Below are 15,682 nucleotides of genomic sequence, written 5' to 3'. Positions count from 1 at the left end.
GCTTCAATTAAGTTCGGTTGGTTATCGTGGATTCCGTAAACATCACGACTACAACGGAGATTCACTCATGAACACCTTGACTGCTTTTTTTGCTGCCACTGCCCTCGCTGTCACTGCCGGTTACGTTCAGGCCAAGGATCTGGGCCCGGATGAGGCGCTGAAACTGCGCGATGCAGGTACTATTCAGTCTTTCGAAAAACTCAACGCCGCGGCGCTGGCCAAACACCCGAACGCGACCGTGACCGACACCGAGCTGGAAGAGGAATATGGCAAATATATCTATCAAGTCGAACTGCGCGATGCCAAGGGCGTCGAGTGGGACGTCGAACTTGATGCGGTCAGCGGCCAGGTACTCAAAGACCATCAGGACACCTGATGAACGCGCGTAAACGTCGCTTTGCCGGTAAACGGCCGGGTCAGGGTTTCGTTTACTGTTTACTGGCGGTCGGTGCCGTCATGATTGCTACGGTCAGCTCGGCACGCGACCTGGATCAGGATGAAGTGCTCAAGTTGCGTCAGGAAGGTGTCATCCTGCCGCTTGAGCAATTCATCGAAGAGGCACTGGGGCGATATCCGGGCTCAAAGCTTCTGGAAGCGGAGCTTGAAGAGAAACACGACGTGCTGGTCTATGAAATCGAACTGCTGACGGCCGACCATGTGGTCCGCGAGTTGAAGTTCGATGCCCGGGACTGTCGTTTGTTGCAAGACAAGGAAGACGATTGATGCGGTTGCTATTGGTTGAAGACAGCGTTCCCCTGGCGGATGAACTGATCAGCGGACTCAGCCGTCAGGGGTACGCGGTCGACTGGCTGGCCGATGGCCGGGACGCCATCCATCAAGGCGCGAGCGAGCCTTACGACCTGATCGTGCTCGACCTTGGATTGCCCGGGGTTCCTGGCCTTGAGGTCCTGCAGAGATGGCGTGCGGACGGGTTGTCGACCCCGGTGCTCATTCTGACTGCGCGTGGCTCGTGGGCCGAGCGGATCGAAGGCCTCAAGGCCGGTGCCGATGACTACCTCACCAAGCCTTTTCACCCCGAAGAGTTGCAGTTGCGCATTCAGGCGCTGTTGCGCCGTGCCCGTGGCCTGGCCAATCAACCGAAGCTGGAAGCCGCCGGGCTGCATCTGGACGAAGGCCGCCAGTGCGTCAGCCGCGACGGCGAAGACATTCAACTGACCGCCGCCGAGTTTCGGTTACTGCGTTATTTCATGCTGCACCCCGAGCAGATCCTCTCCAAAAGCCATCTGGCCGAACATTTGTACGATGGTGAGAACGAGCGGGATTCGAATGTGATCGAAGTTCATGTCAATCACCTGCGTCGCAAGCTGGGGCGAGCGGTCGTGGAAACCCGGCGCGGCCAGGGTTACCGGTTCGGCGGGAGTGGCGGGTGAGGTCGATCCAGCGCCGCTTGAGTCTTGGTCTGATCAGCGTACTGCTGATCGTTGGGCTGGTGTTGGCGCAGATCAGTCTCTGGCTGTTCGAGGTCGGGCTGCAGCGCTATCTGGAATCCGGGCTGCGCAACGACAGTGAGTTGCTGCTGGTGGCGATCGTCCGTGGACCCACCGGTCTTCAACTGGATGAACACCGTCTCTCACCCGGTTATCAGCGACCGTATTCCGGTCATTACTTCCGCATCGACTTCGATGGCGGTCACTGGCGCTCGCGATCCCTGTGGGACGTTGAATTGCCGCAGCCCGAGCAGCCTGGGCTGCATGCTGACCTTGAGCTGGAAAAAACGAAGCAGTCGTTGCTGCTGCTGCACTCCGAATACCGCAAATTCGGTCAGAAAATCTCGATCACCGTCGCCCAGGACTACACACCGGTTCAGGCCAGTTTTGCGTTGGTTCAGCGCATTGGTCTGGGGCTTGGGCTGGCGGCGCTGATTCTGATACTGGCCTTGCAGCGCGTCACTGTGCGCCGGGCATTGCGTCCGCTGGACACCGCGCGCGAGCAGATATCTCAATTGCAACAAGGTCAGCGCTCCCAACTCGACGAAGCCGTACCGGTTGAGTTGAAGCCACTGGTGGCACAGATCAATCACTTGTTGGCGCACACCGAGGACAGCCTCAAGCGCTCGCGCAACGCACTGGGCAACCTGGGGCATGCGCTGAAAACCCCGATGGCCGTCCTGATGAGTCTCACCGAAAGCCAGAAGCTGGAGCAGCACCCCCAGGTTCGGGCCACGTTGCGCGATCAGTTGCAGCAGATTCAGCAACGTCTGGAGCGTGAGCTCAATCGCGCCCGGCTTTCGGGGGACGCCTTGCCCGGTGTGCGTTTCGATTGCGACGTTGAACTGCCGGGCCTTTTTTCCACCTTGCGGATGATTCACGGCGAACACCTGGAGTTGAACAACCAGGTTGCTCCAGGGCTGGTTCTGCCATGGGACCGGGAGGATATCCTCGAATTGCTGGGTAATGTGATGGACAACGCGTGCAAATGGGCGGACAGCCGTATTTGCCTGTGCATCACTGAGGTGTCGGGTGGCTATTGCCTGTTGATCGACGACGATGGGCCGGGCATTGCGCCGGATCAGCGCGAAGAGGTGCTGGGTCGTGGCAATCGTCTGGATGAGCAGGTTACGGGGCACGGTCTCGGCCTGGGTATCGTCAAGGACATCGTCGAATCCTGGGGCGGACGTATTCAGTTGCTGGACAGCCCGCTGGGCGGCCTTCAGGTGCGGATCGATCTGCCTGAGCGAACGGGGCATCCGATCATCGACTGATTGCCCGTTGACCTCAACTTTTGCCGGGCGGGGCCGTTAACCGTTAAGGAGCCCAACGGCGTAACGCACACAAAAATAAAAGGTCACGGATATATGCGCCTGAATCTGAAAGCCAGAGTTCTCACGCTTGCGGTGCTTCCGGTCTTGCTGTTTGCATTGATTGTCAGCGTCAGCACGGTGGTCATGTTGCGCGATCAAGCGAAACGTGAGGTGGAAGACACCCGTCAACACCTGCTCGCCGAGGCCAAGGCAACGCTGCAAAGCTACGTCGCGGTGGCCATCGGTACCATCAAGCCCTTGTATGACGCGTCGGCACCGGGCGACATGGAGGCCCGTGCGCAAGTCATCAAGATGCTTTCGCAGGTCCAGTACGCCAAAGACGGCTATTTCTTCGGGTATGACTCTCAGGCAGTACGCCTGTTCAAGGGCAGCAGTCCTGACGGCGTCGGCAAGAGTTTCAAGGATGCTCGCGATCCCAACGGCGTGTACGTCAACGCCGGTCTTGTCGACGTCGCGAAGGCCGGGACCCATTACCTCGAATACTCTTCGCCGCTTCCAGGCTCCAGCGAACTGGTGCCCAAGCTCGGTTACTCCGAATACCTGCCTAAGTGGGACATGGCGGTAGGCTCTTCCGTCAATCTGGACAACATCGACGCGAAGGTCGCCGAGGTCGAGAAGAACGTGAGTGAGCGGGTGCAGAACATGCTGATCACCATCGTTGGCATCGCACTTCTGGTGCTGGTGATCATTACCGTGGTCGGCGTCTGGATGGCGGGTGGCCTCTTGCGGCCACTGCGCCAGATGAAAGCCAACCTGGATGACATTGCCGCAGGGGAGGGCGACCTGACCCGGCGCCTGACGGTGACCTCTCAGGACGAGCTCGGCGAACTGGCCGGCTCGTTCAACCGCTTCGTCGACAAGATCCACGGCCTGGTGCGGCAGATCGCTGAAATGACGGGCCAGCTCACGGACCTCGTCGGTGAGGTCACTGACCAGGCACAGCGCTCCGAGCAGGCCATGGAACGTCAACGTCACGAGACAGATCAGGTCGCGACGGCCATCAACCAGATGTCGGCAGCCGCGCAGGAAGTGGCCAAGAGCGCTCAGGGCGCGTCGGTGGCCGCACAGCAAACTGACGAAGAAGGTCAGGCGGCCAAGCGTGTGGTCGACGGCAGCATTGAGCAGATTCACGCCCTGGTGAATGACATCCGTCACAGCGGGACCTCGCTGGACAGCCTGCAGAACGACGTGACCTCGATTGTCGGCGTGCTGGGCGTGATCCGCTCCATCGCCGAGCAAACCAACCTGCTGGCGCTGAACGCGGCGATCGAAGCCGCGCGGGCCGGCGAGGCGGGACGCGGGTTTGCGGTGGTGGCCGATGAAGTCCGTGCGCTGGCCAGTCGTACCCAGCAAAGCACACAGGAAATCCAGGGCATGATCGATCGTCTGCAGCAGGGCACGCAAGGCGCGGTTGCGGCGATGCGCCGTTCCAGTGAGGCGGGTGATGGCACCTCGGCGCGGGCCAACGAAGCCGGTGCATCGCTGGACACCATTGGTCAGTTGATCGGCACCATCAACTCGATGAACGCGCAGATCGCGAGTGCTGCAGAGGAGCAGACAGCGGTTGCGGAAGAGATCAATCGCAGCGTGCACCAGATTGCGTCGGCGGTCGAAAGCGTGGCAGACGAAACCCGTCACAGCGCCAACACAACGCGCAACCTGACCGAGCTCAACCAGCGTCTCGGGCAACTGGTCGGCCAGTTCCGCACCTGACACGGTCTCAAACGCATCGTGGCAGGTCGCAACGGCCCGCCACGAAACTTCTCCCTCATGATTCCAACCCTTGTTTCGTCTACGTTACAGGCGGCACTCCTGTGACGATTGGCGGACTAACCATTAGGCCGTACGTTCAGTGGGGCTCAATGACATGGAAGGAACATGAACGAAACTTCGCTGCAAAACAAAACCCTGATGCTGCTTCTGGTGTTGGTGACCATCGCGTTCATCTGGATTCTGCTGCCGTTTTATGGCGCGGTGTTCTGGGCGGTGATTCTGGGCATTATCTTTGCGCCGCTCCAGCGCCGTCTGCTCGCGCGTTTCGGCTGGCAACGCAACCTCACCTCCGTGTGTACCTTGATGGTGTGCCTGGTGATCGCGATTCTTCCGGTCATTATCATCAGCATGCTGATGGTTCAAGAGGGCGCGGCGCTCTACAAGAATGTCGAAAGCGGCCAGATCGACATTCCCAAGTACCTCGCGGAATTCAAAGCGTTGTTGCCGGGGTCGATGCAGCATTGGCTGGATCGACTGGGCATGGGGGACTTCAAAGGGCTGCAGGACAAGATCTCCAAGGCTGCGATGCAGGGCAGCCAGTACCTCGCGACCCAGGCGTTCAGTTTCGGGCAGGGCACATTCGATTTTGTCGTGAGTTTTTTCATCATGCTGTACCTGCTGTTCTTCTTTCTGCGGGATGGCCAGGACCTGACCCGCCGGATCCGCATCGCGATTCCATTGGCTGAACCGCAAAAGCGCCGGCTGCAGTTGAAGTTCACCCGTGTGGTCCGCGCGACGGTGAAGGGTAACGTGGTGGTGGCGCTCACCCAGGGCGCACTGGGCGGTTTGATTTTCTGGGTGCTGGACATTCCCAGTGCATTGCTGTGGGCGGTGGCGATGGCGTTTCTGTCGCTCTTGCCGGCGGTAGGGGCAGGCATTATCTGGGCGCCGGTGGCGGTGTATTTCCTGCTCAGCGGGATGATCTGGCAAGGCGTGGTGTTGGGGTTGTTCGGCGTGTTTGTGATCGGGCTGGTGGATAACGTGTTGCGGCCGATTCTGGTGGGTAAGGACACGCGGATGCCGGATTATCTGATTCTGATTTCCACGCTGGGCGGGATGGCGGTGTTCGGGCTGAACGGCTTCGTGATCGGGCCGATGATTGCGGCGTTGTTCATGTCGACGTGGGGGTTGTTTACCAGTGCGAAGAAGACGGTGCGGTTGCCGGGGTAGGTTTTTTGTTCTGGTGGGTTGGCGCTGGTTGGGGGGATTTCCCTTTACCCGGTTGGCGCTGATGTTGGTTCGGCGTTAAGGCCTTTCTGTTTCGCCTTCGGCGAGTTACTTGATAACCCCAAGTGACCAAAAGTTGGCTCTTGGCTCGGCCCTCCTTCGTCGGGTTGCTCACTCCGGCGACGCCTGCGTTCAGCCTGCACCCACGTCGCGTTTTGTGGTGTCTGAACTGTCGCGGTGAGAGAAGCAAGAGCAGTAGCAGTAGCAATGGCAATGGCAATGGCTTTTGATTCTGCCGAAGGCGTAGGAGCGCGGCTTGTCCCGCGATCTGCCGGGGACCGGCAGCAAAACCGGCGCATGCGGAGTGTCTGGTACAGCCGAGTCGCCTCGTTTGCTGCCGCTGCGCGCCAGATCGCGGGACAAGCCACGCTCCTACAGAGACCGCGTCCATCTGACAGTTCTGCTTCCGCAGTTGATTGCTTGATGGTTCCCACGCTCCGCGTGGTAACACCGCTGTGAACGCTCTGCGTCGCCCCTTCTTTGACGCAGGGCGCCAGCCGCAGGATTACTAGGCAGTGCGTGGATTCAAACCGTGTGTCTCTGACCTCAACTCGGTGGCCCGGAAAGTCACTAAATATGAGCGGCCCGCCACAGCGGTGGTCGAGGGCAAGGATTATGATCGCCCTGCACAATGGATTAGTGTCGATGGGGGTGCTTCATGGGCTTCACGATTTGTTATCGTTTTTTAGGCATTCAACGCGTGCTGGAATGCCAGGAAGATCAGCTCTGCGGGCACGATGCCGTCTATTACGCGCTGCTTCATTCGGGCGCAGCATTGGGGAATGTCGTGGGCACGTGGCAGGGAAGTTATCCGTCCATCGTGGAAGCGGCGGAGCGTTCGGGCGTGAGTAACGTGCTATGGCACAGGTCCATTTCGCAAGCCTCGCCCCCTCAGAAAAAAAGCTGATCACGCTCATATGAAGGGCTCTGCGTGAGCCCTTCTCCTGGTAATAAGCCGCTGCAGCCCTCCGTGGCATCAGGCAGACGCCGTCAAAACTTGAAGCGTCCCACCAGGCCTTTGAGTTGACTTGAGATGTCCGTCAGGCGCCCCGAGCCGGACTGTGCCGAGTGTGCGAATTCTTCCACCAACTGCGCATCGGCATGAATCTGTGCGATGTGGCGGTTGATCTCTTCTGCCACCTGATGCTGCTCTTCTGCTGCCGTGGCGATCTGGGTGTTCTGATCGCGGATGGAATCGACCGACGTGCGAATTTTGTCGAAGCTGTCCCGCGCCTGCTGTATGCACTCGACGCTGTTTTGCGACACCTGCAGGCTGCCCTGCATCTGCTGCGTCACCTCCAGGGTACGCCGTCCGAGGTTGCCCAGCAGATTGCCAATTTCGCCTGTCGAGTCGGCGGTGCGTCGAGCCAGGGCTCGCACTTCATCGGCAACCACGGCAAAGCCACGACCTTGATCACCGGCCCGCGCCGCTTCGATGGCGGCGTTGAGCGCCAGGAGGTTGGTCTGCTCGGCGATGGAGCGGATGGTGTCGAGGATGCTGTTGATGTTCTTGCTGTCCTGTTCCAGCAACTGCATGGTTTCCGTTGACTGCTGCAGTTCCTGGCTCAGTTTCAGCACGCTGCCCGTGGCTTCGCTGATGTGCTGCTGACCGTCGGACACGTCGCGGTAACCCGAATCCGCGCTGGACGCCGCCTCGCTGCAGGAGCGCGCGACTTCGTTCGCGGTGGCGACCATCTCGTTGAACGCAGTGCTGACCAGCTCTACCGCCTCACGCTGGCGGCCGGCGACTTCGTCCATGTTTCTCGCAACCTGATGGGTGTCGGCCGCCGCTTCCTGCAAATCGGTGGACGCGCTGCTGATCCGTTGCACCAGTTGCGCAATCATCCCGAGGAACTGGTTGAACCACCCGGCTAACGTGGCGGTTTCGTCCTTGCCCTGCACCTTGAGTTGCCGGGTGAGATCGCCTTCGCCCTCGGCAATCTCCTGCAAACCATCGGCAACCCCACGAATCGGTCGCACGATCACGCCCGCGAAGCTGGCGCCGACCACGGCGAAGATTACCGCGAGGGCGGCGGCAATGGCGGCAATCAACCAGGTCAGGTTCGAGGCTTTGGCCATGACCTCATCGCGCTCGATCAGACCGATGAAACGCCAGCCCAGACCTTTGGAACTGATGACGTTGGCCATGTAGACCTTGCCATCGATCTCGACCTGAGCAGGGCCGTCGCCGCGCTGCGCCAGTTCGGCGTAGTTGGCGCCAAGATCGGCCATTGGTTTGAAGTTATGCTGAGCGTTGCTCGGGTCCACGAGCACGTTGCCGTTGGCCTCGACCAGCATGAGGTAGCCGCTGTTGCCCAGCTTGATGTCCTTGACCAGCTCCGTCAGTTGTTTGAGCGAGACGTCCAGACCGACCACGCCCACCAGCTTCCCGGTCGCGTCGGTCACGGTACGAACGGTCCCAATCAGCGAGACGTCATCGGGGGCCCAGTAATAAGCCCCGGTACGCACGGTAGTGCCCGGTGCGGCGATCGCTGCCTGATACCAGGGACGCTGCCGCGGGTCGTACTGGGTGAGCTTGGCGTCGTCCGGCCAGCTCGCGTAACCGCCGTCCGTCAAGCCAAGCGAAAGATACGCCGTGCTCGGGTGGGTCTTGGCGAAGCCCTCGAACATCTCAAGAAATGCACGGTTGTTTTCAGTCAGCGGAATCTGAGCCGCGTCAGCCCCTGAGTAGTTCTTCAAATCCTTGCCAGCGACGACGCGCGGGTCCTTCGCGATGTACTCGACGTTCTGGCTGATCCCGTCGAAAAACTGCTTCATGCCGTTATCGATCTGACGAATCTCGCGACCACTGCTGTCCACGAAGTCGGCCTCGGCCGCTGCCCGTACGTTCAGCACGACAAGCACCGCCACCACGATAACCGGGAGACACGCGATGGCCGCAAACGCCCACGTCAGCTTCTGTTTGATATTCATGAAATATTCCGCTGGTTCTATCAGTGTTGGAAGGCAGAAACAAAAAAGTGCGTGGCTGGATTTTTAGAACAGACGTCCACGGCTACCTACAACATATCGACCGCAGACGCTGGAAGGTGAGGGGGATTCAGAAGGTTGCAGACAATCGGTGGAGGAGAGAAATATTAAGGGTGAATGACACATCGCATTCGCTGCCGTCGTAACCTCCGACGTCTCCCACAGGGGCTTTTTATCGGTCATGAGATAGCGAAGCGCGGCGGCGCCTCCAATCTTGATCTTGATCTTGATCTTGATCTTGATCTTTCACCGCGAAAGTCCAGACACCACAAAACGCGACTTGGGTGCAGGCTGAACGCAGGCGTCGCGCAGTGGGCCGAGCGGCATGGATGCCGCGAGAGCTGCCCCCGGCCATGGATGGCCGATGGCAGCGGGCCCACGGAGCGTCGCCGAAGTGAAGGAACCCGACGAAGTCGGGCCCAACCTGGAGCAGGGCCTTTTGGTTACTTTTTGGCTCTTGAAAAAGTAACTCGCCGAAGGCGAAACAGGTCTGGCGTTAGCCAGAACCCATCAGCACCACCATCGACAACGGATGCGCCTACAAACCCAGTGTCATCCTAAATCCAGATCACCCGGATACCAGCCATAAAAAAACCCTGCTCAAAAGCAGGGTTTCTTCTACCTCACCGAACCCTCAAAGCCCGGCGTGTTGCACCAGCGACAGCAACGGCTGCGGGTACACACCCAGGAAGAACGCCAACAGCGTAATCCCCAACAGCATCACACCACCGGCACGCTGCGCCCAATTGAACGGCGCATCGTGGCGCTGAATCTTCGAGTCCTGCAGATACAGCGTCACCATCACCCGCAGGTAATAGAACACACCGATCGCACTGCCGATCACCAGCGAACCGGTCAGCCACCACAAGTGCGCCTCGACACCGGTTGCAATGATGTAGAACTTACCGATAAAGCCCGTCGTCAGAGGAATACCCGCCAGCGACAGCATCATCACGGTCAGCACCGCCGTCAGGTACGGACGACGCCAGAACAAGCCACGGTATTCGAACATCGCATCGGCGTCGCGACCGCTGTACGGCGACGACATCAGGGTGATTACACCGAAAGCACCCAGGCTGGTCAGCACGTAGGTCACCAGGTACACGCTGATCGCTTCAACTGCCAGACCTTTGCTGGCGACCATCGCGATCATCAGGTAACCGAAGTGGGCGATGGACGAATAACCCAACAGACGCTTGAGGTTGTTCTGAGTCAGTGCCAACAGGTTACCGATCAGGATCGATGCGACGGCGATGACAGACATCACGTCCGTCAGCACACCGCTGGTGGCCGCCGGGGAGATCTGAAACAGGCGCACCAGCACACCGAACACCGCAACCTTGCTGGCGGTCGCCAGGAAAGCTGCCACCGGGGCAGGGGCGCCTTCGTAAACGTCCGGGGTCCACAGGTGGAACGGGACCAGCGACAGTTTGAAGCCCAGACCGATCAACATCATGCCCAGACCCAGGCTGGCGATCGGGCTTGGCATGCCGGTGGCGGCGATGGCCTTGCCGATCTCGCTGAAGCCCAGGCTGCCTGCTTCGGCGTACAGCAGCGCCATGCCGAACAGCAGGAACGCAGACCCTGCCGCCGACAGCACCATGTACTTGATACCGGCTTCCAGTGAACGCTTGTTGAAGAAGGCATAAGCGACCAGGCCGTAGACGGGCACCGACAGCAGTTCCAGACCGATGAACAGGCTCGCCAGGTGTTGCGCGGCGACCAGCACCATGCCGCCGGCAGCGGCCATCAGGATCAGCAGATAAAGCTCTTCGCGGTTGCCCGGATAACCTGCCTTGCCTTCACCCATGTAGGCGTGAGCCAGGGTCACGCAGGCCAGGGTCGAGACCAGGATGATGCCGATGTACAGCAGGGCAAAGCTGTCGATCTGCAGCAGCGGCGTGACCACCAGCGGCGCGACCTTGAGGGCCGGGTAAATCGACAGCAGGGCCAGGTTGAGTCCTGCCACGGTCAGCAGGAACGATTGCGAGTGGTTGCGACGCCATGCGATGCCCAGCATCACCACCACAACGGTGATGCTGGTAATCAGCAGCGGCGCCAGCGCAATAAAGTGTTGAATCGTCAGGTCCATAGCGCTCTTACCGGGCCGAAGCGAGTTGAGTGAAGGCAGTGCCGAGCCATTGCTGCACGCCATGCATGGTCGCCGAGGAAGTGTCGAGGACCGGCTGCGGGTAGATACCCAGCAGGACCAGCAACACGGCCAGGCCCAGCACCATGATCAATTCCCGTCCATCCATGCCCTTGAGAATCTCTTCGGTCTTTGCAGGGCCGAAGTAGGCGCGGTGGATCATGATCAGCGAGTAGACCGAGCCGAACACCAGACCGGAGGTGGCGATGGCGGTGATCCACGGTGCGCTGACGAAGGTCCCGATCAGGATCAGGAACTCACCGACGAAGTTGCCGGTGCCCGGCAGACCCAGAGAGGCGGCGGCGAAGAAGAGGCTGATGGCCGGCAGGTAAGCGATCTTGTTCCACAGGCCGCCCATCTGGCGCATGTCACGGGTGTGCAGACGCTCGTACAGCTGGCCGCTGAGAATAAACAGTGCAGCGGCCGACAGACCGTGCGCCAGCATCTGAACCACGACGCCTTGCAGCGCCTGCTGGCTGCCGGAGTAGATACCGATCAGCACGAAGCCCATGTGCGACACGCTGGAAAACGCGATCAGGCGCTTGATGTCGGTCTGGGCGAAAGCCAGGAAGGCGCCGTAGAAGATACCGATCAGGCCGAGAATCATCGCGATGGGTGCGAACTCCGCCGACGCGTTCGGGAACAGCGGCAGGGCAAAACGCAACAGACCATAAGCAGCGGTCTTGAGCAGGATACCCGCCAGGTCCACGGAACCTGCGGTCGGCGCCTGGGCGTGAGCGTCAGGCAGCCAGGAGTGCAACGGCACGATCGGCAGCTTCACCGCGAAGGCGATGAAGAAGCCCAGCATCAGGACGTACTCGGTGCCGTGGGACAGTTTGGTCTTCAGCAGGTCGGCATAGCTGAACGTGATGACACCGGTCTGATTGAAGTTCACCAGCACCAGACCCAGGATCGCCACCAGCATGATCAGGCCACTGGCCTGCGTGAAGATGAAGAACTTGGTCGCGGCGTAGATACGGGTTTTCTTGCCGTCTGCCGAGCTGTGACCCCAGAGCGCGATGAGGAAGAACATCGGCACCAGCATCATTTCCCAGAAGAAGAAGAACATGAACAGGTCGATGGCGAGGAACACGCCCACGACACCGCCCAGGATCCACATCAGGTTCAGGTGAAAGAAGCCGACGTTACGCTGGATCTCTTTCCACGAGCAGAGTACCGAGAGGATACCCAGCAGACCGGTCAGCAGGATCATCAGCAGCGACAGGCCATCGAGCGCCAGATGAACGCTGATGCCGAAGCGCTGGATCCACTGGGCCTTGAATTCAACCGCCCAGGTCGGGTCGACGCCAGGCGCCGGTGCGTAGGTGTACGTACCGGTGCTCCACAGCCACAGGCCCAGGACAGTCAGGAGGGACATCGTAACCAGCGCAATCCAGCGCGGCAGGGTAGGGCCGAAGCGCTCACCTTGCCAGCACAGCAGGCCGCCGATAAAGGGGATCAGGATTAGCCAAGGCAGAATCATGACGGGCTCAATTCCTTTCGCAAAGTCGCAAGGTTCATGTCAGATCGACTCATCAGACCAGCACAATCGCGCCGAGTACCAGCACGGCACCCGCGGCGATCGAAGCGGCGTACCAGCGGAGCTGACCGGTTTCAGTGCGGCTCATCAGGCCGTTACCGGCTTTGACCAGACGCGGGATGAGACCGATGGTGTGGTCGAGCGGGTCGCCACGCAGCAGGCGGCTGATTGCCAGGTAAGGTTTGACGAACAACACGTCATACACCCAGTCGAAGCCCCAGGCCGCAAACCACCAGGCGGACAGGAAACGACCCGGACCGCTGTTGGCGATGGCAGTGACCAGACGACGCTTGCCGAGGAACAGCAGCGCGGCCAGCAGGATACCGGCCAGGGCGATGGCGCCCGAGGCGATTTCCAGACTGTGCTTGGCTTCACCACCGGCATGCCCTGCACTTTCCGGCAGCACGCCGGCCAGTGGCGGATGAATCCAGGCACCGATAAAGGTCGACAGCACGATCAGCACGCTCAGCGGCAGCCAGTGGGAGATTCCGTGGCCAGCGTGAGCTTCGGTCTTCGCTTCGCCGTGGAAGGCGATGAAGATCAGGCGGAAGGTGTACAGCGACGTCATGAAGGCACCCACCAGACCGGCGTACAGCAGGTATTGATGGCCGCTGGCGAAGGCTTCCCACAGGATTTCGTCCTTGGAGTAGAAACCTGCGGTGACCAGAGGCAGTGCCGCCAGGGCTGCGCCACCGACGATGAAGCTGGTGTAGGCCAGTGGCAGTTTCTTCCACAGACCGCCCATCTTGAAGATGTTCTGCTCGTGGTGGCAGGCAACGATCACCGCACCGGAGGCAAGGAACAGCAGGGCCTTGAAGAACGCGTGGGTCATCAGGTGGAAGATCGCGCCTTCCCATGCACCCACACCCAGCGCCAGGAACATGTAGCCGATCTGGCTCATGGTCGAGTAGGCGAGGATACGTTTGATGTCGGTCTGAACCAGTGCCGCGAAACCGGCCAGCACCAGGGTCACACCGCCGACGATGCCGACCAGGTGCAGGATATCCGGCGCCAGGGCGAACAGGCCGTGTGTACGGGCGATCAGGTAGACACCGGCGGTCACCATGGTCGCCGCGTGGATCAGTGCGGAAACCGGGGTAGGGCCGGCCATCGCATCCGCCAGCCAGGTCTGCAGCGGCAGCTGCGCCGATTTACCGACAGCGCCGCCCAGCAGCATCAGGGTCGCCAGAACGATCCAGAAATCGCCGACCTTGAAGTGCTGTGGAGCACGCACCAGCAGTTCCTGAATGTTCAGCGTGCCCAGTTGCTGGAAGAGGATGAACAGGCCGATGGCCATGAACACGTCGCCGATGCGGGTCACGATGAAGGCTTTCAGGGCCGCATTGCCGTTGTTGCGGTTGCTGTAATAGAAACCGATCAACAGGTACGAGCACAGGCCCACGCCTTCCCAACCGAAGTAGATGAACAGCAGGTTGTCGCCCAGGATCAGGAACAACATGCTGGCGATGAACAGGTTGGTGTAGGCAAAGAAACGCGAGTAGCCGTCTTCACCGCGCATGTACCAGGACGCGAACAGGTGGATCAGGAAGCCCACGCCGACCACGACGCCCAGCATGGTGATGGACAGACCATCGACATACAGCGCGAAGTTGGGGTCGAAGCCGTCAACCGACATCCAGCGCCACAGCACCATGGTCAGGTGACCGCCTTCGGGCGGCGAGACGTTGAACTGGAAGATCACGTAGGCGGCGACAATGGCCGACAGGCCAATGGAGCCAACGCCGATCAGGGCCGACAGGTTTTCCGACCATTTGCCGCGTGAAAACGACAGCAGCAGGAAGCCGATCAGGGGGAATACGAAAGTCAGAAAGAGTAGGTTCATCCGCGCATCTCGCTGGCAGCGTCGATATCGAGAGTGTGGAAGCGGCGATACAGTTGCAGCAGGATCGCCAGGCCAATGCTGGCCTCGGCGGCGGCCAGGCTGATCACCAGGATGAACATGATCTGGCCGTCAGGCTGCGCCCAGCGGCTACCCGCCACGACGAAAGCCAGCGCGGCTGCGTTCATCATCACTTCCAGGCTCATCAACACGAACAGAATGTTGCGGCGTACCAACAGGCCCGCCAGGCCGAGGCAGAACAGGATGCCGGCAACCGCCAGCCCGTGTTCCAGAGGAATTTGTGCATGCATGGGATTACTCCTTCGCCTCGTTGCGGCCGACATGGAACGCCGTCACCGCTGCGGCGAGCAGCAGCATCGAGGCGAGTTCGACCACCAGCAGGTACGGACCGAACAGGCTGATGCCCACGGCCTTGGCATCCACGGTGGTGTGACCGATACCGGCGCCGGTGGAATTGGCGAACAGCACATACAGCAGCTCGGCCAGCAGCAGGCCGCCCAACAGGATCGGGCCCAGCCAGATGCCGGGCTTGAGCCAGGCGCGTTCTTGCTGAACCGAGGCCGGGCCCAGGTTCAGCATCATCACCACGAACACGAACAGCACCATGATGGCGCCGGCATAGGCGATCACTTCCAGCGCACCGGCAAACGGTGCGCCGAGACTGAAGAAGGTCATGGCCACGGCGATCAGCGAAATGATCAGGTAGAGCAGGGCGTGCACCGGGTTCGTGTTGGTAATCACCCGAAGGGTGGCCACAACAGCGATGCCGGATGCGAAATAGAAAGCGAATTCCATCTTTCTTCCTTAAGGCAGCAAGCTCTTGACGTTGATGGGCTCGGCTTCGTTCTGGGCAGCGCCTTTCGGCTTGCCGGCGATCGCCATACCTGCAACGCGGTAGAAGTTGTAGTCAGGGTTCTTGCCGGGACCGGAGATCAGCAGATCTTCCTTCTCGTACACCAGATCCTGACGTTTGAACTCGGCCATTTCGAAATCCGGCGTGAGCTGGATCGCGGTGGTCGGGCAGGCTTCTTCACAGAGACCGCAGAAGATGCAACGCGAGAAGTTGATGCGGAAGAAGTCCGGGTACCAGCGACCGTCTTCAGTCTCGGCCTTCTGCAGCGAAATGCAGCCGACCGGGCAGGCCACGGCGCACAGGTTGCAGGCCACGCAGCGCTCTTCGCCGTCGGGGTCGCGCGTCAGCACGATACGACCGCGGTAGCGAGGCGGCAGGTAGACCGCTTCTTCCGGATATTGCAGGGTGTCGCGCTTACGGAAGCCATGGCCGAAGACCATGATCAGGCTGCGTAGCTGGGTACCCGTACCCTTAACGATGTCGCCAATATATTTGAACATGGGTCA

14 protein-coding genes and 2 pseudogenes are annotated in these 15,682 nt (G+C 60.2%); 8 read left to right on the top strand and 8 right to left on the bottom strand.

Annotated features, from left to right (window positions below):
- The first annotated feature begins 67 nt into the window (after positions 1–67).
- The 8 genes and pseudogenes from BMY73_RS03610 (at position 68) to BMY73_RS03580 (ending at position 6,689) form a co-directional block, all read left to right on the top strand.
- Positions 68–376 (top strand): PepSY domain-containing protein, encoded by a 309-nt coding sequence (locus BMY73_RS03610; protein WP_062380705.1) that lies wholly within the window; start codon positions 68–70, stop codon positions 374–376.
- An 80-nt stretch (positions 377–456) separates the two neighbouring features.
- Positions 457–723: a PepSY domain-containing protein gene (locus BMY73_RS03605; RefSeq protein ID WP_092405141.1), complete on the top strand. Its 267-nt coding sequence runs from the start codon at positions 457–459 to the stop codon at positions 721–723.
- Positions 723–1,391, top strand: coding sequence for a response regulator transcription factor (locus tag BMY73_RS03600; RefSeq protein ID WP_092405081.1), 669 nt, complete (start codon positions 723–725; stop codon positions 1,389–1,391). Before BMY73_RS03605 ends, BMY73_RS03600 begins: the two co-directional genes overlap by 1 nt.
- Positions 1,388–2,722, top strand: coding sequence for an ATP-binding protein (locus tag BMY73_RS03595; protein WP_092405079.1), 1,335 nt, complete (start codon positions 1,388–1,390; stop codon positions 2,720–2,722). Before BMY73_RS03600 ends, BMY73_RS03595 begins: the two co-directional genes overlap by 4 nt.
- A 93-nt stretch (positions 2,723–2,815) precedes the next feature.
- A pseudogene (locus BMY73_RS28745) lies at positions 2,816–3,637 on the top strand (cache domain-containing protein); the annotation flags it as partial.
- A 36-nt stretch (positions 3,638–3,673) separates the two neighbouring features.
- A complete protein-coding gene (locus BMY73_RS28740) occupies positions 3,674–4,495 on the top strand; it encodes a methyl-accepting chemotaxis protein (protein WP_371914946.1) in 822 nt (273 codons plus the stop codon).
- A 165-nt stretch (positions 4,496–4,660) separates the two neighbouring features.
- Positions 4,661–5,725, top strand: coding sequence for an AI-2E family transporter (locus tag BMY73_RS03585; RefSeq protein ID WP_062380714.1), 1,065 nt, complete (start codon positions 4,661–4,663; stop codon positions 5,723–5,725).
- Positions 5,726–6,440: 715 nt separating this feature from the next.
- The gene (locus BMY73_RS03580) at positions 6,441–6,689 is read left to right on the top strand and encodes a hypothetical protein (RefSeq protein ID WP_062380716.1); all 249 of its coding nucleotides are present in this window, start codon (positions 6,441–6,443) and stop codon (positions 6,687–6,689) included.
- A gap of 83 nt (positions 6,690–6,772) precedes the next feature.
- Here BMY73_RS03580 and BMY73_RS28735 read toward each other — a convergent pair whose 3' ends face one another.
- The 8 genes and pseudogenes from BMY73_RS28735 to nuoI all read right to left on the bottom strand — a co-directional run bounded on the left by BMY73_RS28735 (position 6,773) and on the right by nuoI (position 15,676).
- Positions 6,773–7,540, bottom strand: a complete 768-nt coding sequence (locus tag BMY73_RS28735) for a methyl-accepting chemotaxis protein (RefSeq protein ID WP_371914945.1) — start codon at positions 7,538–7,540, stop codon at positions 6,773–6,775.
- A 93-nt stretch (positions 7,541–7,633) separates the two neighbouring features.
- Positions 7,634–8,716, bottom strand: a pseudogene (locus tag BMY73_RS28730) (cache domain-containing protein); the annotation flags it as partial.
- A gap of 691 nt (positions 8,717–9,407) precedes the next feature.
- The gene (gene nuoN / locus BMY73_RS03565; protein ID WP_062380720.1) at positions 9,408–10,865 is read right to left on the bottom strand and encodes an NADH-quinone oxidoreductase subunit NuoN; all 1,458 of its coding nucleotides are present in this window, start codon (positions 10,863–10,865) and stop codon (positions 9,408–9,410) included.
- Between the two features lie 7 nt (positions 10,866–10,872).
- A complete protein-coding gene (nuoM, locus tag BMY73_RS03560) occupies positions 10,873–12,405 on the bottom strand; it encodes an NADH-quinone oxidoreductase subunit M (RefSeq protein WP_062380722.1) in 1,533 nt (510 codons plus the stop codon).
- 52 nt (positions 12,406–12,457) lie between these two features.
- A complete protein-coding gene (gene nuoL / locus BMY73_RS03555; protein WP_092405071.1) occupies positions 12,458–14,305 on the bottom strand; it encodes an NADH-quinone oxidoreductase subunit L in 1,848 nt (615 codons plus the stop codon).
- A complete protein-coding gene (nuoK, locus tag BMY73_RS03550) occupies positions 14,302–14,613 on the bottom strand; it encodes an NADH-quinone oxidoreductase subunit NuoK (protein ID WP_062380726.1) in 312 nt (103 codons plus the stop codon). Before nuoK ends, nuoL begins: the two co-directional genes overlap by 4 nt.
- A 4-nt stretch (positions 14,614–14,617) precedes the next feature.
- Positions 14,618–15,118: an NADH-quinone oxidoreductase subunit J gene (nuoJ, locus tag BMY73_RS03545; RefSeq protein WP_062380728.1), complete on the bottom strand. Its 501-nt coding sequence runs from the start codon at positions 15,116–15,118 to the stop codon at positions 14,618–14,620.
- A gap of 9 nt (positions 15,119–15,127) precedes the next feature.
- Positions 15,128–15,676: an NADH-quinone oxidoreductase subunit NuoI gene (gene nuoI, locus BMY73_RS03540; RefSeq protein WP_062380730.1), complete on the bottom strand. Its 549-nt coding sequence runs from the start codon at positions 15,674–15,676 to the stop codon at positions 15,128–15,130.
- Positions 15,677–15,682: the final 6 nt, after the last annotated feature.

The sequence above is a fragment of the Pseudomonas sp. NFACC02 genome (genome assembly GCF_900110765.1).
In the GTDB taxonomy this organism is placed as follows: Bacteria; Pseudomonadota; Gammaproteobacteria; order Pseudomonadales; family Pseudomonadaceae; genus Aquipseudomonas.
Note: the sequence above shows the minus strand (reverse complement) of the source record. Positions and strands in the feature narration are given on the sequence as shown.